At 63.5% G+C, this 17,662-nt stretch carries 18 protein-coding genes and 1 tRNA gene; 12 read left to right on the top strand and 7 right to left on the bottom strand.

Going from position 1 to position 17,662, the window contains the following annotated elements:
* Positions 1 to 99: 99 nt before the first annotated feature.
* Entirely contained in the window at positions 100 to 804 is a 705-nt protein-coding gene (locus CHB87_RS12340; RefSeq protein ID WP_089408760.1) for a 1-(5-phosphoribosyl)-5-[(5-phosphoribosylamino)methylideneamino]imidazole-4-carboxamide isomerase, read from the top strand.
* A gap of 53 nt (positions 805 to 857) precedes the next feature.
* Positions 858 to 1,211, top strand: a complete 354-nt coding sequence (locus CHB87_RS12345; protein ID WP_142988325.1) for a hypothetical protein — start codon at positions 858 to 860, stop codon at positions 1,209 to 1,211.
* 127 nt (positions 1,212 to 1,338) lie between these two features.
* On the opposite strand, the gene CHB87_RS12350 is transcribed toward CHB87_RS12345, so the two are convergent.
* Complete coding sequence (locus CHB87_RS12350; protein WP_089408762.1) at positions 1,339 to 2,373, bottom strand: VWA domain-containing protein; 1,035 nt, start codon at positions 2,371 to 2,373, stop codon at positions 1,339 to 1,341.
* Between the two features lie 183 nt (positions 2,374 to 2,556).
* Here CHB87_RS12350 and CHB87_RS12355 point away from each other — a divergent pair, with 183 nt between their 5' ends.
* Both CHB87_RS12355 and CHB87_RS12360 read left to right on the top strand, forming a co-directional pair.
* Positions 2,557 to 3,918, top strand: a complete 1,362-nt coding sequence (locus CHB87_RS12355) for a VWA domain-containing protein (RefSeq protein WP_089408763.1) — start codon at positions 2,557 to 2,559, stop codon at positions 3,916 to 3,918.
* 12 nt (positions 3,919 to 3,930) lie between these two features.
* Entirely contained in the window at positions 3,931 to 4,794 is an 864-nt protein-coding gene (locus CHB87_RS12360; protein ID WP_245817968.1) for a DMT family transporter, read from the top strand.
* A gap of 163 nt (positions 4,795 to 4,957) precedes the next feature.
* Here the strand turns inward: CHB87_RS12360 and CHB87_RS12365 are convergent, their stop codons facing one another.
* Together CHB87_RS12365 and CHB87_RS12370 are read right to left on the bottom strand one after the other, a co-directional pair.
* On the bottom strand, positions 4,958 to 5,788 hold the full coding sequence (locus CHB87_RS12365) for a polyphosphate kinase 2 family protein (protein WP_089408765.1): 831 nt from the start codon (positions 5,786 to 5,788) through the stop codon (positions 4,958 to 4,960).
* Positions 5,789 to 5,818: 30 nt separating this feature from the next.
* Positions 5,819 to 6,034, bottom strand: coding sequence for a Sec-independent protein translocase subunit TatA/TatB (locus CHB87_RS12370; RefSeq protein ID WP_089408766.1), 216 nt, complete (start codon positions 6,032 to 6,034; stop codon positions 5,819 to 5,821).
* Between the two features lie 195 nt (positions 6,035 to 6,229).
* Between CHB87_RS12370 and CHB87_RS12375 the strand changes: the two genes are divergently transcribed.
* Positions 6,230 to 6,895, top strand: a complete 666-nt coding sequence (locus CHB87_RS12375; protein ID WP_089408767.1) for a hypothetical protein — start codon at positions 6,230 to 6,232, stop codon at positions 6,893 to 6,895.
* 58 nt (positions 6,896 to 6,953) lie between these two features.
* On the opposite strand, the gene glgC is transcribed toward CHB87_RS12375, so the two are convergent.
* The 3 genes from glgC to CHB87_RS22280 form a co-directional block, all read right to left on the bottom strand.
* Positions 6,954 to 8,264 carry a glucose-1-phosphate adenylyltransferase gene (gene glgC, locus CHB87_RS12380; protein ID WP_281252336.1) on the bottom strand — a complete coding sequence of 437 codons (1,311 nt, stop codon included), beginning with the start codon at positions 8,262 to 8,264 and terminating at the stop codon, positions 6,954 to 6,956.
* 200 nt (positions 8,265 to 8,464) lie between these two features.
* Complete coding sequence (locus CHB87_RS12385; RefSeq protein WP_425432477.1) at positions 8,465 to 8,773, bottom strand: hypothetical protein; 309 nt, start codon at positions 8,771 to 8,773, stop codon at positions 8,465 to 8,467.
* A gap of 172 nt (positions 8,774 to 8,945) precedes the next feature.
* Positions 8,946 to 9,098, bottom strand: coding sequence for a hypothetical protein (locus CHB87_RS22280; protein ID WP_176441724.1), 153 nt, complete (start codon positions 9,096 to 9,098; stop codon positions 8,946 to 8,948).
* An 89-nt stretch (positions 9,099 to 9,187) separates the two neighbouring features.
* Here CHB87_RS22280 and CHB87_RS12390 point away from each other — a divergent pair, with 89 nt between their 5' ends.
* From CHB87_RS12390 to CHB87_RS12405, 4 genes are all read left to right on the top strand, one after another.
* Positions 9,188 to 9,631 carry a hypothetical protein gene (locus CHB87_RS12390; RefSeq protein ID WP_142988326.1) on the top strand — a complete coding sequence of 148 codons (444 nt, stop codon included), beginning with the start codon at positions 9,188 to 9,190 and terminating at the stop codon, positions 9,629 to 9,631.
* A 386-nt stretch (positions 9,632 to 10,017) separates the two neighbouring features.
* Positions 10,018 to 11,184 carry a glycine cleavage system aminomethyltransferase GcvT gene (gcvT, locus tag CHB87_RS12395; protein ID WP_089408771.1) on the top strand — a complete coding sequence of 389 codons (1,167 nt, stop codon included), beginning with the start codon at positions 10,018 to 10,020 and terminating at the stop codon, positions 11,182 to 11,184.
* Between the two features lie 87 nt (positions 11,185 to 11,271).
* Complete coding sequence (gcvH, locus tag CHB87_RS12400; RefSeq protein WP_089408772.1) at positions 11,272 to 11,661, top strand: glycine cleavage system protein GcvH; 390 nt, start codon at positions 11,272 to 11,274, stop codon at positions 11,659 to 11,661.
* Positions 11,662 to 11,832: 171 nt separating this feature from the next.
* Positions 11,833 to 12,180 carry a hypothetical protein gene (locus CHB87_RS12405; RefSeq protein ID WP_089408773.1) on the top strand — a complete coding sequence of 116 codons (348 nt, stop codon included), beginning with the start codon at positions 11,833 to 11,835 and terminating at the stop codon, positions 12,178 to 12,180.
* A gap of 85 nt (positions 12,181 to 12,265) precedes the next feature.
* Here CHB87_RS12405 and CHB87_RS12410 read toward each other — a convergent pair whose 3' ends face one another.
* Complete coding sequence (locus CHB87_RS12410; protein ID WP_089408774.1) at positions 12,266 to 12,820, bottom strand: DUF2911 domain-containing protein; 555 nt, start codon at positions 12,818 to 12,820, stop codon at positions 12,266 to 12,268.
* A 112-nt stretch (positions 12,821 to 12,932) separates the two neighbouring features.
* Here CHB87_RS12410 and CHB87_RS12415 point away from each other — a divergent pair.
* The 3 genes from CHB87_RS12415 (at position 12,933) to CHB87_RS12425 (ending at position 17,632) form a co-directional block, all read left to right on the top strand.
* Positions 12,933 to 13,009: transfer RNA gene (locus CHB87_RS12415), tRNA-Arg, on the top strand.
* 232 nt (positions 13,010 to 13,241) lie between these two features.
* Positions 13,242 to 16,883, top strand: a complete 3,642-nt coding sequence (locus CHB87_RS12420) for a hybrid sensor histidine kinase/response regulator (protein ID WP_089408775.1) — start codon at positions 13,242 to 13,244, stop codon at positions 16,881 to 16,883.
* Positions 16,880 to 17,632 carry a response regulator gene (locus CHB87_RS12425; protein ID WP_089408776.1) on the top strand — a complete coding sequence of 251 codons (753 nt, stop codon included), beginning with the start codon at positions 16,880 to 16,882 and terminating at the stop codon, positions 17,630 to 17,632. Before CHB87_RS12420 ends, CHB87_RS12425 begins: the two co-directional genes overlap by 4 nt.
* Positions 17,633 to 17,662: the final 30 nt, after the last annotated feature.

The following is a 17,662-nucleotide window of genomic DNA, read 5'->3' on the forward strand; positions in this document are numbered from 1 at the left end:
ACGACAAAGACAGACGCAGGTCCTTCGCTGCGCTCAGGATGACATGCTGGGTCGGTACGATGACATGCTGGGTGGGTAATTCCAGGAGAGCAAATCTAGATGTTGATACCTTCGATTGATCTGATGGGCGGGCGCATCGTGCAGCTCGTGCAGGGCGAGAGGCTGAAGCTCGCGTTCGACGACTTCGAGTACTGGATCGAGCGGTTTTCGAAGTATCCGCTGGTGCAGCTGATCGACCTGGACGCGGCCATGCGGCAGGGCGACAACCGCTCGCTGATCGAGATGATCTGCAAGCGTCTGCCGTGCCAGGTGGGCGGCGGGTTGAAGACGGCGGCCGATGGGCAGGCGTTGCTGGACGCCGGGGCGAAGCGCGTGATCTATGGGTCTTCCCTGTTCGGTCTCGCGGAAGACCCGAGCGAAAAGCGGCGGCACAAGGTCATCAAACTGGAGTTTGCCGAGTCCCTGACCAGGGCGCTGGGCGAGGAGGCTCTGTGCTTCTCGGTCGACACCAAGGCGGGTAAGGTTGCTGTGAAGGGCTGGAAGGATTCGGTCGACCTGACGCCGGAGGAGGCGGTGACTTGGCTGGAGGACTGCTGCGCGTCGTTCCTTTACACGCATGTGGATACCGAGGGCACGATGACCGGCTTTCCGATCGATGTCGCGGCGATTCTGCGGGCGTGTACGGCGAAGCAGTTGATCGTCGCGGGCGGCATCAAGGAGCGGCGCGAGATCGACGAGCTCGACGCGATGGGCGTGGATGCCGTGGCGGGGATGGCGGTCTATTCCGGAGCGATGGAGGCTTAGGCCGGGCGCACTTTCTCTTGCCTGCCAACACGACGCAAGCTAGAATTCGGTGCATGAAAGTCTTGGGGATCGCGGCGATCGTTCTTGCATTGGCGCTGACTGGCTGCGGCAACGCGCCCGCAGGCAGCTCCGGCTGCATCCCCGCCGTCCTTCTGATCAATCCCACGACCGCCACCGCCGACCACTTGGCTGCGGCGCCAGGCAATCAGCAGCAGTTCTACGAGGCTTACGGCGGCGGCACGTGTGCGATCCCGCAGATCGCCGTCGAAGGGCCGCTGACCAGCTCCGACCCGATCCACGTCACCGTGGACGATACGGGGCTGGCGACCTGCGTTGGAGCGACGAGTGGCGCGGTCACGCTCTCGAGCGCGAGGACGACCGCCACCGCGCAGCTAACCTGCAAGTAGCTGTCAGGAGCGGGTGGGTTGCAGCCGCCGGGCAAGAACGAACAACAGCAAAGGCAAAAGCAGGTCCTTCGCTTCGCTCAGGATGACAAGCGTTCTGGGCGGGGCATGGCGGCTTGCGAGAGTCCGCTTAGTTCTGGTTGTCGTCGCCTGCGATGGCGTAGTAGCCCTTGCGCGTCTGGACCTTGTATCCCTTGCCGCACGACAGGTTCAACGTGCGGAAGGTGCCGTCGAGCTTCAGGTTCGTTGGGGTGTAGCTGAGCAGGTATTGCGTGCGCAGCTCGTCCTGAATCTGGGCGAAGGCGTCTTCGAGCTTCTTGCCGTTGTTGCCGACGTTGATGACGCGGCCTCCGGTGTCGGTGGCGAGCTTCTCCATGTCGCGGTCGCCGGAGTAGCCGATGCTCATGCCGCCGTAGAAGCCGCGGTCGGCGATGAGGATGACGTAGATGATGGCGTTGGCCTTCTGGGCGGCCTCGGTCGCGGTTTTGAGCGTCTCCTGCGAACCCTGGTCGCCGCCGTCGGTCAAGAGGACGAGGATCTTGCGGCCGGCCTCCTGGCGCAGCTTGTCGTGCGCGGCCAGATAGACGGCGTCGAACAGCAGCGTACCGCGGGCCTGGCCGTGGCCGGTCATGGAGCCGGTTCCGGCGCCGGTGTTGATCTGCGCCTTGTCGATGGCGCGCTTCAGCTCGCGCGGGCTGCTGGTGTAGTCCGAAAGCAGGTCGACGTTGATGTCGAACGAGATGAGGAAGGCCTCGTCCTTGGGGGTCAGCACCTCCTTCAGAAAGGTCGCGCCGGACTCCTGTTCGAGCGGCAGTACGTTCTGCTGGCTGCCGCTGGTGTCGAGGAGGATACCGATCGTCAGCGGCAGATTTTTCTCCTGCGTGAAGTTCTTGATCGTCTGCAGGTCTTTGTTCTCGTAGAGGTCGCAGTCGTCTTTGTGCAGGTTGGTGATGAAGCCCTGCTTGTCACGGACGGAGAAGTACATATTCACCAGCGTCGTGCCGGTCTTGATGGTCTGGATGTCGTCCTGGTGCTCGACCTGCAGGTTGGGCGCGTCGCTGGCCGGGGGCGGGCCGCCGGGCGAAGGAGCCTCCTGCGCGTGCAGGCAGGGTGCAAGGGAGACGGCGAGCAGGGCTGCGGCTACGTGTACGGCGGAGAGGCGCATATCTGTATTAGACGACGGAATCATGCGTTTTGGCGACAGGAGGCGGGTAGCGACACACCCCACGATCGGCGCGATCGGACAGCGCCGATCGTGGGGCACCCGGATTTCGAAGTCGTGCGTCCAATGGATATAGAAACAGAAGGCTGCTAGTCTGATGGTTGGACTTATCTTGTGGGGGTTTTCGTGAAGCGGAGAGTATGGGCAGGGGCGATTGCGCTGGTTCTATCGAGCCGGATGGCGGTTTCGCAGCAGGAACAGGCGATTCCGGACGCGCCGAAGCCGCAGGTGCCGGCATTGAACACGGTTGTGCCGGGATCGGGAACGACCGCTCCTTCCACTTCGGCGACCGCTCCAGCGGCCACACCGGCCGCGGACGCCTTTCAGCCGCCCGTGGGCAGCGCACTGCCGTCGAGTCCCGCGCCGGTGCAGACGCCATCCCCGGCTGCTCAGCCGGGCGATCAGCCGGAGCCCGATAGCGACTTCAAGCCGTACTTTATTCGCAGCACCGTCAACTTCGTGGAAGTTCCGTTCACGGTGAAGGACAACAAGGGCAAGCTGGTTCCGGGGCTGACCTGGCGCGATGTCCGCATCTATGAGAACAACGTCCGGCAGAAGATGCTGGTCTTCACCTCTGACCCGTTCCCGCTCTCGGTCGCGCTGGTGATCGACCAGAGCATGTCGAACTCCGATATGAACAAGGTGAACAACTCGCTAGGCGCGCTGCAGGGCGCTTTCACGGCCTATGACGAGGTCGCGGTCTTCACCTACAACAACACGCCGAAGAAGCAGACGGACTTTACCGCCGGACAGAGCGCGCGGTTGAGCGCGGTGGTGGAGCAGTCGAAGACCAGCGGGCGCGACCAGATGTTCTATGACGCGGGTTCGGCGATGAGCCAGAACATCATGATCAATAACGGCGCCGATTCCCACACGAATCCTCTGGTGAACGGGAACCACGGCCAGGGTGGCGTATCCGGCCAGCAGAATGTGCCGCGCGAGGTCCACCCGCTGAACGACGCGATTCTCGCGGCCGCGCAGGCGGTCGTGAAGGCGGGCAAGGGACGCCGCCGCGTCGTCTACGTGATCTCGGACGGCAAGGAATATGGCAGCGTCGCGAAGTCGAAGGATGTCATCAAGTATCTGCAGACAAACAAGATCGCCGTATACGCCACGCTGGTGGGCGATTCGAGCGTCACCGGTCTGGGCTTCGTCGAGAAGCTGCACCTGCCGCTGATGATGCGCGACAACATCCTGCCCGTCTACGCGAATGCGACCGGCGGCGAGATTGTGGCCTCGTATCGCCAGAAGGAGATCGAGAACAGCTTCGCGGAGATCACCAAAGAGGTGCGCACGCAGTACACGGTCGGCTACAACACCACTGCGTTCGGGCTGGGCGAGACGAAGATGCGCAAGATCGAAGTCAAGGTGCTGCGCCCGAACCTGCAGGTGATCGCGAAGGAAGGCTACTACCCAAGCTCGTCCGAGATTCATGTGCGGGGGAATCTGCAGGATCCGGCGACCCCGGCCACGACGCCGCAGCCGTAAATGAACGGGGCGATGCACGGAAACGCCCTGCTGGCGCTGCTGTCGGCGGGGTTCTGGGGAGGCGGCGACTTTCTGGGCGGCATGGGCGTGAAGCGCGCCGGCGGTTCGGTGAGCGCCGCCTTGCGCGTTATTCTGATCAGCCACGCCGTGAGCCTCTGCGTACTGATGGGCTTCGCCGCTTGGGAGGGCGACCCCTTTCCACATGGCGCGCCGCTTTACTGGGGGCTTGCTGCGGGCGTATCGGCGGGTGCTTCGCTGGTTGCGTTCTACGTGGCGCTCAACCGGGGCGCGATGGGTATACCAGCCGCGCTCAGCGGGCTGCTGGCGGCGGCTCTTCCGGCGGTGGTTTCGATCTGGACCGATGGCCGCCCGAGCGCAAAGCATGTCTGCGGATTCCTGATCGCTGGGGTCGCCATCTGGCTGATCGCGGCGGGCGGCGACGAGGAAGGATCCGCCGGGACCATCTGGCTGGCGGCGATCGCCGGGGCAGGCTTCGGCGTTTACTTTATCGCATTGAAGTTTGCTGGAGAAGCGGGCGTCGTGTGGCCGATGGCTAACTCGCGCATGGGCAGCCTGACGATATGCACGCTGATTACATTGGCCTTAGCCATCTTCTCGAAGCGCCAGGAGCAGGTGACGATCAACCGCGGCGTGCTGCTCTGGGCGCTCGCGACGGCGGTGCTGGACACGACGGGCAACCTGATGTTCGTGGCGGCCTCGCGCGCGGGACGGCTGGACGTAGCGGCGGTGCTGGCGTCCCTCTACCCGGCGCTGACCATCCTGCTGGCCGCCTGGACGTTGAAGGAACGGCCGACGCGGCGGCAGGGTCTGGGGATGGCTGTGGCGGCTGGCGCCGTGGTTTTGATTACGCTGTAAGGCTGCCACAGGAGTTTGTCATCGTGAGCGGAGCAAAAGGAGTGTGTCTCGCACGGGTAGCCATGCTGGTCCGGTCGAAAAGCAGATCCTTCGCGGCGCTCAGGATGACAACTTTTGGATCAGGTAGATGTCTGGTCAGGCAGTGATCCGGTCAGGCAGTGATCTACAGCTTGATCTTGCTGGCGTCCATGGTGGGCTTGGGGTATTCGAGCTTCAGCGACTTCATGCCCTCGACCAGAATCTCCGAGATTGCGAGGTTGCGGTACCACTTGTGGTTGGCCGGAATGACGAACCACGGAGCGTGCTTCCTGCTGGTGCGGCTGATGGCTTCTTCGTAGGCGTCCTGATACTGCGGCCAGAACTGACGCTCCTTGAAGTCGGCGTCGGACAGCTTCCAGTGCTTCTCCGGGTCGTCGATGCGGGCCTGCAGGCGGCGCGTCTGCTCATCGTGCGAGATGTGCAGGAAGAACTTTAGAATCAGCGTGCCGTTGTCGTGCAGACTCTCCTCGAAGGCGTTGATCTGATCCAGCCGGGTCTTCACGGTCTTCCCGTCGATCAGCTTATGCACGCGCGGTGAGAGCACGTCTTCATAGTGCGAGCGGTTGAAGATGACGATCTGACCGCGCGGCGGGGTCTTCTCGTGGACGCGCCAGAGGAAGTCGTGCCGCGCCTCGAGCGGGGTGGGCACCTTGAAGCTGGCCACGTCGCATCCCTGCGGGTTGATGCCCGAGAAGATGTGCGAGATCGTCCCGTCCTTGCCGGCGGTGTCCATGCCCTGCAGGACGATCAGCACGGAGTGCGTCTGCGAGGCGTAGAGCACCTCCTGCAACTTCGCCAGACGGTCGCGATGCTTGACCAGTACGGGTGCGGCTGTCTCCGGCGTGTGAACGCCGCTCTTGGAGACGAACGGCGAGTTTGACAGGCCGGAGGTCTCGCGGTGGGCGAGGCGCAGCTTTTCGTGCGGTTCGACGAGGTACGGCGACTTCCACTTCATGCCTGCGTCTCTCTTCCTGGCCCGGTGATGCTACGACTTGGTGACGGTGTCGTCGGCCTTGGGGGTGACGGTGTGCGCGGTCTCGCCGGGCTTGTTCACCTCATCCTGAACGCCCTTCAGGCCATCCTTGAATCCCTTGAAGCCTTCGCCGAGGCCTTTGCCAAGCTCCGGCAGGCGCTTGCCGCCGAAGAAGACCACAGCCACGATTGCAACGACGATGAGGTGCCACGGTTGAAAGATTTCCATGTTGCTGTCTCCCTTGCGTTCTCGAATTCAGAACGTCTAACTGCCACCCGCTATTGTCGCACGGCAGCGCCTGTACTTAGCTTACGATGCCGAACAACGGTTGGACGGGCGCCGGACGTTATATCTTGTTAGTACAGGGTAATTTTCAAAGACGATCTTTCGGGATTCGAACCACGCAGCATGAAGCGGAGAGCGATGCAGAGACTGAGCAAGGCCGTAGCGTACGCGCTGACCGGCGCAACCACGATGATGACACTGCTGCTGTTGACGCCTGGCACGGCCCAGGCCCAGGGACAGGGCAAACTGGCAGCCGCGGCGCCGGTCACCTACGACAACCGGTACGAGGTCTACGGCGGCATCAACTTCCGCAACTTCCAGGCCGGGCAGAACGTGACCGAGCGCATGAACATGGGCGGCGGCGAGGTGCTGGGAACCTACTGGCTGACCGATAAGATCGGCCTGGGCGCGGACTTCCGCGGCGACGCGGGTACGACGCCGACGATGCCCGTACCGGCCGAGCTGTACAAGGGCCACCCGGTCGTCTACCTGCTGACCGGCATGGTGGGGGCGCAGTATCGCGGACCGAAGAACCAACACGCGGCGCTGAACTACCACGCGTACGGCGGCGTGACGCACGGAACCTTCGACGCGACGGCCGACACGCAGGTCGCAGCGCTGATGGGGCTGTACTCCAACCGCACCAAGCCGACCTTCGCGCTGGGCGCAAGCCTGGACTTCAACCGGTCGAAGCGGCTGGCGATCCGGATTCAGCCGGACCTGCTGATCGAGCACTTCGGCACGGATACGCGGGAGTTCTTTGCGATCTCGGGCGGTTTGGTATACCGGATCGGCAAGCGGTAAGAAACGGCAAGCAAAGGCCCGGCTCGGATGAGCCGGGCCTTTGTGTTTCAGCGGCTGACTACCACTGGGCGCCGGTCTGCATGAACTCCGGCGAGACGGGGTTCTCGTAGACCGAGTAGTCGCGTGTGACGACCGTGATGCCGCTGGGCGTGACGAAGTAGTTCTTCTTGTCCTCGGCGGGGTCGTAGCCGATCACCGTGCCGTCCGGAATGTGGACGTCGCGGTCGATGATGGCGTGGCGGATGCGGCAATGGCGGCCTACGTTGACGTGGGCGAAGAGAATGCTCGAATCGATATCCGCGTAGGAGTTCACGCGCACATCCTGCGAGACGACCGAGTTGCGCACAACCGCTCCCGAAACGATGGAGCCGGCGGCGACGATCGAGTTGATCGCCATGCCGGTGCGACCCGGCTCGCCGAAGACGAACTTCGCCGGCGGATACTGGTAGGCGCGCGTCCGCATCGGCCAGCTCTTGTCGTAGAGGTTGAAGATGGGGCTGACGCCGGCTACGTCCATGTTGGCCTCGTAGTAGGCCTCGAGCGTGCCCACGTCGCGCCAATAGAGGGCGTTCTGCTTGTTCTCGTCGACGAAATTGAACGCGTGCATCTTGCAGCGGCCCAGCAGCTTGGGCAGGATGTTGTGGCCGAAGTCGTGTTTGGAGTTCGGGTCTTCGGCGTCCTTGATGAGTTCGGGCAGCAGGATGTCGGTGTTGAAGAGGTAGATGCCCATCGAGGCGTCGACCATATCCGGCATGAAGGGCGACCGGACCTTGGTCTCCTTCGGCTTCTCCTCGAAGCCGACGACCTCGCCGTTCTTGGCGACATCGACGACGCCGAACTGCGAGACCTCCTCAGGCCGGATGGGCAGGGTCGCGAGCGTCACATCGGCGCCGGAGTCCTTATGCTGCTGCAGCATACGGGCGTAGTTCATCTTGTAGATGTGGTCGCCCGAGAGGATGAGCACGTACTTCGGCTCCTCCGAACCGATGGAGTAGATGTTCTGGTAGACGGCGTCGGCCGTGCCCTGGTACCAGGACTTCGAGACGCGCTGCATCGGCGGCAGGATCTCGATGAACTCGCCCAGCTCGTTGGCGACGACCGGCCCCCAGCCTTCGCGGATGTGCCGGTTGAGAGACAACGCCTTGTACTGCGTCAGGATGTAGACGTGGCGCAGGTCGGAGTTGATGCAGTTCGAAAGGGTGATGTCGATGATGCGGTACTGGCCGGCAAAGGGCACGGCCGGCTTCGCACGGTCACGGGTGAGTGGGAAAAGGCGTTCGCCGGCGCCACCGGCGAGCAAAACACCAAGCGTATCTCTCATGTTTCCAGCTTCCTCGGAACAGTCCTGGGTGCGACTGTGCCGAACCAACGCATAGAGTTCGGATGCGTAAAAACGCAGTGGCGAACTGAGAAAATCGAGCGTAACACGAGTCTGTGAAATTCGGTACGCTCAAGCTGGAATTGCGGTTGAATATCGGACAGGTGGCGGGGCGAAAGGCAAAAGCAGAAGCAGATTCCCTTCCGGAATGACAACCCCCAAATGGCCCACGAGAAGACAAAGACCCGACTCTACGCCGGGTCTTCGTCGCTGTCTTCGGTCAGGCTGATACGCAGGGATTTGAGGAAGTTAAGGTCGTGATGGGTGAAGGGACCGGCGTCCTCTTCGCCCGAGGTCAGAAGTTGCTGGCCGGACTCTTCGACCGTATCGGCCTCAACCTCGTTCAGGCCGATCGTGGCTTCGAGCATCAGCAGCACGTCGAAGCCCTGCTCACGGATGTTCTTGACCACACCGGCGATGTGTTCGGATTCGGAGACGGACTCGTGGATCGCCTCACCTAGCTTTTGAATGAGATTCTTGATGGTCTGATTCAATGACACCTCCGGGCTGCCGTTCGTCGATCAATCGTGCGGAGTGACGCGCATCGGGTATTTCCTTCCGTTCACGCCCTGGAAGGAAACGGCAGTGCGGTGCGTCCTATTGATTGCAGAATACGCCGGAGTCGAATCGGGGGCAAACGGAGCCGGAGGAAATGCTGGACCAAACTACCGTTCAGGCGATGGTGTGATGATCGGCCCAGGCGACTTCCAGCTTATGCGCCAACTCGGCGACGGGCTGAGCGGCGACATTTCTGGCCTGCTGGCGGGCGATGACATAGGCGGCTACGGCGCTGACTGCACTGAACATCCAGACGAGATTCTTCATGTTGGGTGGCCCTCCCAGGCTGTGCCGTAACGACCGGCGATTCGAGTTTGGATGCAGGCTTCGCCGCCAGGGTCGTCTACACTGGAGGCATGGACAGGGAGCGTTTTGGACGAGCGTTGGGCACGGGCGCCCGCGAGGCGGCGAAGGCGCTGCTCTCGGCCGCCGACGCCGCGGCCGCACCAGACCCCAAGCCCTCCGCGAATGCCGTGCGCGAACGCGTGGCGCAGGTTCAGCAGAATGCCCGGCAGACAACGAGGGGCGTACGCGAGGGCAGCCGGCGCTTCGGCGAGGCGGCCTGGGGACCGGTCGCAAAAGCTGGCGGCACGATCTGGCTGGAGGTGACGGGCGTCTTCTTCGCGCTGGTCGCGCTGGCCATGGGGACCGAAGCCTGGCGGTTGCGCGCCAACCTGCACGACCTGGGACCGAACCACGCGCTGCATCTGCGCTTTCTGGTGGCGGCGGGCGTGGCTTCGCTGTTTGGGTTCTTCAGTCTGAGCAATTTTGTGCGGGCGAATCTGCGCAGCAGACGGTAACAGACACCCGGCAACGGCCTGTTGTCCCAACCTCCCCCAACAACCTGTCATCCTGAGCGCAGCGAAGGATCTGCTGTCGCCTGGAGCGCCGTGGCCCCGCAGGCGAGAAGCAGGTCTTTCGACTCCGCTGCGCTTCGCTCAAGATGACAACATTGGGGGAAGGCAGATGACGAACATTGCGGAAATGCAAGTGTCAAACCTTCGGGGGAATGCAACAACTGTCACCCGAACCTCAATGTCCTGAAGACTCCGCCGCCCACAGATGCTATCGTTTAACGGTATGGATCGCTCGCCGGTCCGTGGCATGATCGTCCCCGTCGACGCGCCTGAAGACATTGTGAGCACTTGTACCGATTTTCAGCTTTGGAACAGAGACGGGGACATGAATGGCAGAGACAGCAGAGTTGCGCAAAACCGCGCTGAATCAGACACATCGCAGTCATAAAGCGAAGATGGTCGACTTCGGCGGATGGGATATGCCGGTCGAATATAGCGGCCTGATCGCGGAGCACATGGCCGTGCGGACGGGCGTCGGCGTCTTCGACGTGTCGCATATGGGAGACATTCAACTGCGTGGGCCCGGGTCGCTCGCCGCCGTGCAGAAGCTGCTGATGAACGACGCCAGCAAGCTGCAGATCGGCCAGGCGCACTACTCCGCCATGCTGTACGAGAATGGCACGTTCGTCGACGATGTGGTGCTGCACAAGTTGTCGGAGAACGACTACCTGATCGTGATCAACGCCGGCACCCGCGAGAAGGATGTGCAGTGGGTGCGCAAGCAGATCGGCCATATGCCGGGCGTGCACATCAACGATTTTTCGGATTACTACACGCAGCTTGCGATCCAGGGGCCGAAGGCGGCCGAGACGCTGGCCAAGCTGACCACGACCGACCTGAGCACGATCAAGAACTACTGGTTCACCTGGGGTCAGGTGTGCGGCATCCACAATGTGATGATCGCGCGCACGGGCTACACGGGCGAGGACGGCTTCGAGATCTACATTCCTTCGGACGAGCCGACAAGCAGCCGCGTGTGGGGCGAGGTGCTGGCGGCGGGAGCGGAGTTTGGCATCATCCCCTGCGGGCTGGGCTCGCGCAACACGCTGCGGCTGGAGTCGGCAATGGCGCTCTACGGCCATGAGATCTCGGAGACGATCAACGTCCTCGAGGCTGGCCTCGGCCGCTACGCCAAGATCGACCCGGTCGCGAATCCGGACAAGGGCGACTTCGTCGGCCGCGACGCACTGGTCGCGGTGCAGGAGGCGGGCGGCGCGAAGCGCAAGCTGGTGGGCCTGGAGATGCTGGAGCGCGGCATCGGACGCGACGGCTACCCGGTCTTCACGGTCGGGGGCGAGCGCATCGGCGAGGTGACCAGCGGGTCGCCGGGGCCATTCATCAAGAAGAACATCGCCATGGCGTATGTCCCGGTGCAATACGCCGGCGTGGACGAGGTGGTCGCGGTGGAGATTCGCGGCCAACTGGTGAAGGCGAAGGTCGTACCGCTGCCGTTTTACAAGAAGCCGAAGAAGGTCGTCGCAGCCCCCCAGGGCTGAAGCCCTTCCCTCTCGCACACTTTTTCGCAGGGCTGAAGCCCTGCGCTTCCACCAGAAGCTTTCAACCGAGAATTGGAGATTTGAGCCATGGGCTACCCTGCGGAGTACAAGTACACCAAGGAACATGAGTGGATCAGCGTCGACGGAACCGTGGGTTCGGTCGGCATCACGGACTATGCGCAGAGCTCGCTCGGCGACATCGTCTTCGTCGAACTGCCGAAGGTGGGCGACGCGCTCGAAGCGGGCAAGATCTTCGGCTCGATCGAGTCGGTGAAGTCGGTCTCGGACCTGTACTCGCCGGTTTCGGGTTCGGTCACCGCGGTCAACGAGACGCTCGACGGCGCGCCGGAGACGATCAACGCGGATGCGAACACGACCTGGATCATGAAGCTGGAGCTGACCGATCCGTCGGCGGTGAACGCGCTGCTTTCGGCCGCGGACTATGAGGCGTTCATCAGCGAAGAGACCGGCCACTAATCGGTTTCCACCGCCGTCTGTCGTCCTGGGTCGGAGCGAAGGATCTGTGTCTTTTCGTGGCGATATCGTCGCGAGGCGAAAACGCGGGTCCTTCTCTTCGCTCAGGATGACAGGCGTTTTGTGGCTCAGGATGGCCTGCCTTACGGGCGGCTCTTCACAGAGGGTAATGATTTGGATATCACCGAGATAGAAGGGCAGGAGCTAAGCGCTGTGGAGTTCGTGCAGGACTTCCTGCAACTCCGCTTCGAAGGCCCGTTGCTCACGCTTTTCACCTGGCCGGACGTCTTCCGCGAGGAGGGCTCCTATGCCTATGGCGAGCCGGAGTTCCGCAACTGGCTCTGCGCGCTGATCGGCGAGAGCGTGACCGAGGCGACGCTCGAAGAGGGCGTGGCGCTTGAGATTCAGTTCGAAAGCGGCGTCATTCTGCGCGCGTCGCTGCGCGAGGAAGACCTGGATAGCCCAGAGGCCGGGCAGTATGCGCCGAGCGGCGACCCGGAGGATGGACTGTACGAGTTCTAAAAGACAGGGAATAGGGAGTGAGGGAATAGATCCCAACCCTCTATTCCCTACTTCCCTCGGCCCTGTTCCCTGCTCTGCCCTGTTCTTAGGGCGTTGTGATCTTCACTGAAACATCCGTCGACTCCCACTTCACATGCAGCTCGGTCGAGGCGGCTTTGGTGTCTTCGAAGCCAATGGACATGATCTCCTGCGGCGCCTTCAACTCCTTCTCCTTCATGGGGATGCGCGCGAGATCCTGCTCCTGGTGGTACTCGGTCCCCCACTGTTTGGTCTGCTTGTTGACGATCAGCATCCACTTGCCGGGCGCGGGCAGGGTGTAGAGGGTGTACTTTCCGGCTGGGACGAGCGTCGTGCCAATGTGGACGGGAATCGTCGTCTCGAAGGTCGTGGCGTCGTTGGCGCCGGTGCGCCAGATCTCGTTATAGGGCACCAGGCCGCCCATGATCTTGCGATTGCGGATATGGGGCGTGCTGTAGGCGATGTGAATTCCTCCGCCGGCAAGCGAGACGTTGGCGACGGCGGGCTCGCTGAGCGGCGGGCCGGGCTTGGCGGGCATGTCCATGCCGCCGGACTGCGCAAGCGAGGCGGTGGCGAGGAGGAAGGTACAACAGGCTGCGGACGAGAGGGTGCGGAGATGCATGAAGGCTCGCTTTCTTACTGGTTTGACTGGTAGACGGTTTACTTTCTGTTTCGATGCTGGACCGCGCACAAAGAGCTGTCAATCGGAGCGTGTGATGCTACGATAAAGGAACGCGCCTGTAGCTCAGCTGGATAGAGCGGCAGCCTCCGAAGCTGTAGGTCGCAGGTTCGACTCCTGCCGGGCGCACCATCTCAGACCCCATCGGGCACCCCATGATCGGCGCTGTTTTATCGCGCCTATCGTGGGGTTTTTCAATTTTTCCTGGGACACAAGGGACACACCCCACGATAACCTCGGCTACGCCTCGGTGATCATGGGGCACCCGCATTAGCGGCCTCTAAGTGTATGCGGATCAGTTTGGCGGGTTGGTTGCAGGGGCGACGGGTGCGTCTCGTACCTCGGTCTGCCTGGAGCGCTTCCCTTGAAAAAGCTTGCCGCTGCCGCCGGCCTTCTGATTGCCGCGGCTGTCTACCTCTTCCGGCGGTGGCTGTTCGTCGCCGACTACGGCATTCACCATCCTGCGTATCACACGCATGTCTGGCTGGTGCGAACCAACGCGCTGGCCGACGGCATGATCGCCGTCTCCTTCGGCGTGCTCTTCGGCAGCCTGTTCTGGATGTTCAACGGACTGCGCCGGTCCCAGATCATGCGGCCGAACCTGTGGATCTTCGTCTCGTTCGCGGCGCTGATCGCGGCCTGCTCGCTCAGCCGCGCCATGGAGGCGCTGACGGTCTGGAGCCCGATCTTCGCGCTGTCGGCGGTCTTCAAGGTCGCCTGCGCGGCGGTTTCGATCCCGACGGCGATCTTCTTCGCGCGCGAGAGTCCGCGCATCGCCACGCAGATGCGCGGCATGACGCACGAGCTGCGCAACGCCGAACAGGCCATTCTGGACGCGGAGGTTGACTACCAGGAGCAGATCGAGGCCATCAGCCGGTCGCAGCTCATGATCGAGTTCACCACGGATGGGCAAATCGTTCATGTAAACGACCTCTACCTTCGCACGCTCGGCTTCGCGGCGGCCGAGCTGGTAGGCAAGCACCACCGCGACCTGCTGACCGAGGAGGAGCGCTCCTCCCCGGAGTATGCGCTGTTCTGGGAGCGGCTGCGCGGGGGCGAGATTCAGACCGGGCTCTTTCGGCGCGTGGCGCGCGATGGGAGGCACGTCTGGATCGAAGGCAGCTACACCCCGATCGAGGGCTTGAATGGCGTGCCGACGAAGATCATCAAATGCGCGACCGATGTGTCCGAACGGATACGCATCCAGCAGGATCTGAAGACGCAGGAGCAGGCGCTGCGCAAGAGCGAGGACTTTCTGGAGCAGACCGGGCGGCTGGCCGGGGTGGGCGGCTGGGAGGTCGACTTCGCCAACGACCAGGTGACCTGGGCGGCGGAGACACGGCGCATCCTCGGCGCCGAGCCGGAGTACGAGCCGACGCTCGCCGACACGATCGACCTCTTCGCGCCGGAGTCGCGCGCGACCATGCACGCGGCGATCGCACAGGCGGCCGGCGGCGGCGAGGGCTGGGATATGGAGCTGCCGCTGGTCGCACGCGACGGCCGCCGCATCTGGACCAGGACGGTCGGGTCGGTGATGTTTCACAACGGCAAACCGGCCTGCCTGCGCGGCGCCTTCCAGGACATCACCGCGCGCGTGGCCGAGCGAGAGGCTCTGCAGAACGCCAGCACCCGCGCCGCGCTCGCGACCGACAGCGGCGGCATCGGCATCTGGGAGTGGGATGTCCAGACCGGGGAGCTGATCTGGGATGCGTGGATGTACCGGCTCTTCGGTCTGCAGCCCGAGGCCAACGGCCAGATCAGTTATGAGCGCTGGCGGCGGTTCCTCGTTCCCGAGGATCTTGCCCTGACCGAGGAGCGGCTGGATCGGGCCGTCTCCGGCGTACAGCCGTTCGACATGGAGTACCGCATCCTGCTGCAGGACGGCGCCATGCGCTACATCAAGACGACCGGCGGCGTGACCTGCAATCTGGCCGCGCGCACTACGCGCATGGTCGGCACCGCCATGGACGTCACCGACCGGCGCCAGGCCGAGGATGCGGCCGTACGCTCGCGCTCGGCTGCGGAGGTCGCCAATCGCGCCAAATCCGACTTCCTCGCCAACATGAGCCACGAGATCCGCACGCCGATGAACGCCATCATCGGCATGACGCACCTGGCGCTCAGGGCCGAGCACGCCGCCCGTCAGCACGGCTACCTCACCAAGATCAGCAAGGCGGCCGAGACGCTGCTGAGCATCATGAACGACATCCTCGACTTCTCGAAGATCGAGGCGGGCAAGATGGGGCTGGAGCGAGTGTCGTTTTCGCTGGAGACGGTGCTCGACAACCTGATGGATATCGTCGGCGAGAAGGCCGGGCAGAAGAACCTGGCCATCCGCTTCTCGATCGCGCCCGAGGCGCCGCGACATCTGGTGGGCGATCCGCTGCGGCTCGGGCAGGTGCTCATCAACCTGCTGAACAATGCGATCAAGTTCACGGAGAAGGGAGAGATCTCGGTGAGCCTGCGGGTGAGCGGCCTGACGCCTTACCAGACGGCGCTGACCTTCACCGTGCGCGACACCGGCATCGGCATGAGCCGGGAGCAGGTGGCGAAGCTCTTCCAGAGCTTCAGCCAGGCGGATAACTCGATCACCCGGCGCTACGGCGGCACGGGGCTTGGCCTCGCCATCAGCAAGCAGCTGTGCGAGCTGATGGGCGGCACGCTGACGGTCGAGAGCGAGCCCGGCAAGGGCAGCAGCTTCCAGTTCACGGCCGTCTTCGGCATGGCGGCGGAGGACGCGGCGATGACCCCGGTCACGTTACAAAAGGACCGGCTGAAGAAGAAGATTCTTATTGTCGATGATAGTGAAATGACGAGGGAGCAACTGATCGGCGTGCTCGACACTCACGGCTTCGCTGCCGATGGCGTCTCGTCGGGCGAAGAGGCGCTGCCTGCGCTCGACGCCGGCTCGCAGGCCGCAAGGCCGTACGACCTGGTGCTGATGGACTGGCGGCTGCCCCGGATGGACGGCATCGAGACGACGCGCAGGATCAGGGAACGGCTGTCGCTGCTGCATGTGCCGGCGATCGTGATGATCTCGGCCTTCGATCGCGACGAGGTGCTCGAAGGCGTCGACGGACAGACGCTGGACGGCTATCTGCTGAAGCCGGTGAGCGCGCGCACGCTGATCGACGCGGTGACCCGGACCCTGGACCAGACGCAACAGGCGCAACAAGCGGCAAAGACCGTTGCGGCGGCGCCGATCGTCCCGGCCACCGGCGCGGGGTTGAGCTTCGTCGGGCGCCATGTGCTGCTGATCGAAGACAACGACATCAACATCGACCTGGCGACCGAGCTGCTGGGCGACTACGGCATCGCGGTGACGGTCGCGACGAACGGACGCGAGGGCGTGGAGCGCGCGCTGGCCGAGAGCTTCGACGTGGTGCTGATGGATATCCAGATGCCGGAGATGGACGGCCTGCAGGCGACGCGGCTGATCCGGCGCCACGAGCGGCTGGCCGCGCTGCCGATCATCGCCATGACCGCGCATGCCATGAGCGGCGACCGCGAACGCAGCCTGGAGGCCGGCATGAACGACCACCTGACCAAGCCGATCAGCGTGTCGCGGCTGCAGGAGACGCTGACGCGCTGGATGCCGGCGGCGCCGGCGCGCGCGCCCGAGCCTGTCGTTGCCGTGGAGCTGCCGGAGCCGGAGCAGGCCGTGCCCTTCAACCTGCAGGCCGCGCTCGCCCGGGCAAACAACAAGACTGCCCTGCTGCGGCGCATGATGCTGGGCTTCCGCGATCGCTACGCGCATGCGGCGGACGACCTCTCCGCGCACATTGCGGCGGGCCGCATGGAGGAGGCGCACCGGTTGGCGCACACGTTGAAGAGCACCGCCGCGACGCTCGAAGCGAAGGAGCTGACCGACGCCGCCTCGGCGGTAGAGTTTGCCTTCCGGTTTGGCCGGATGGATGGGATCGGTCCGCTGATTGAGACCGTGGGGAGAACTCTGGAACCGGCGATTGCCGCCGCAGCCTGTTTTGAAACGAGGATGGACGCATGAATCAAGAGATGATCGAGACACTGAGCCACGCCGACCTCCAACAGACGCTTGAAGAGGCCGCCCTGCTCGCCAACACCGGCGCGGAGGGGGCGCTGAACACAACCAGCAGCGCCTTCAGCCACGGCTTTCGCGCGGGCCGGGTGGAGGGGCTGATCTCGCTGATCTCCGCCGTCGAGCAGGCGCTCGGACAGACGATGGTCGCCGAGACGGCCGAGCAGGAGATGATGCACTCGCTCGCCGGCGACACGCGCGAGCCGATCGTCGAGGCGGTGATTCCCACGCGGACGCAGCCGTGCGTGCTGGTGGTCGACGACGAGCCGATCAACGTGGACCTGCTCGCCGATACCTTCGGCGAGGACTTCGAGGTGTTGACCGCGGCGGACGGCAAGTCCGCGCTGGAGCTGGCCGGGGAGAAGATGCCCGACCTGATCCTGCTGGATGTGATGATGCCGGGGATGAGCGGCTACGACGTCTGCCGTCAGTTGAAATCCGAATCGAAGACCCGCGACCTGCCGGTGATGTTCATCACCTGCCTGGGCGATGTGGTGGCGGAGACGATGGGGCTGGAGCTGGGCGCGGTCGACTACATCACCAAGCCGATCCACCCGTGGGCAGTGCTGGCGCGCGTGAACAACCAGGTGAAGCTGAAGCTGGCGACCGACAAGCTGGTGCGGCTGGCGGCGCTGGAGCAGTCGCTGCGTACGAATCTGCTGGAGGCGCTGGAGGCGAAGTCGGATTCGTTCAGCTAACTTTCCTGCACCCAGGAGTTGTCATCCTGA

Source organism: Granulicella rosea (assembly GCF_900188085.1).
Taxonomy (GTDB): domain Bacteria; phylum Acidobacteriota; class Terriglobia; order Terriglobales; family Acidobacteriaceae; genus Edaphobacter; species Edaphobacter rosea.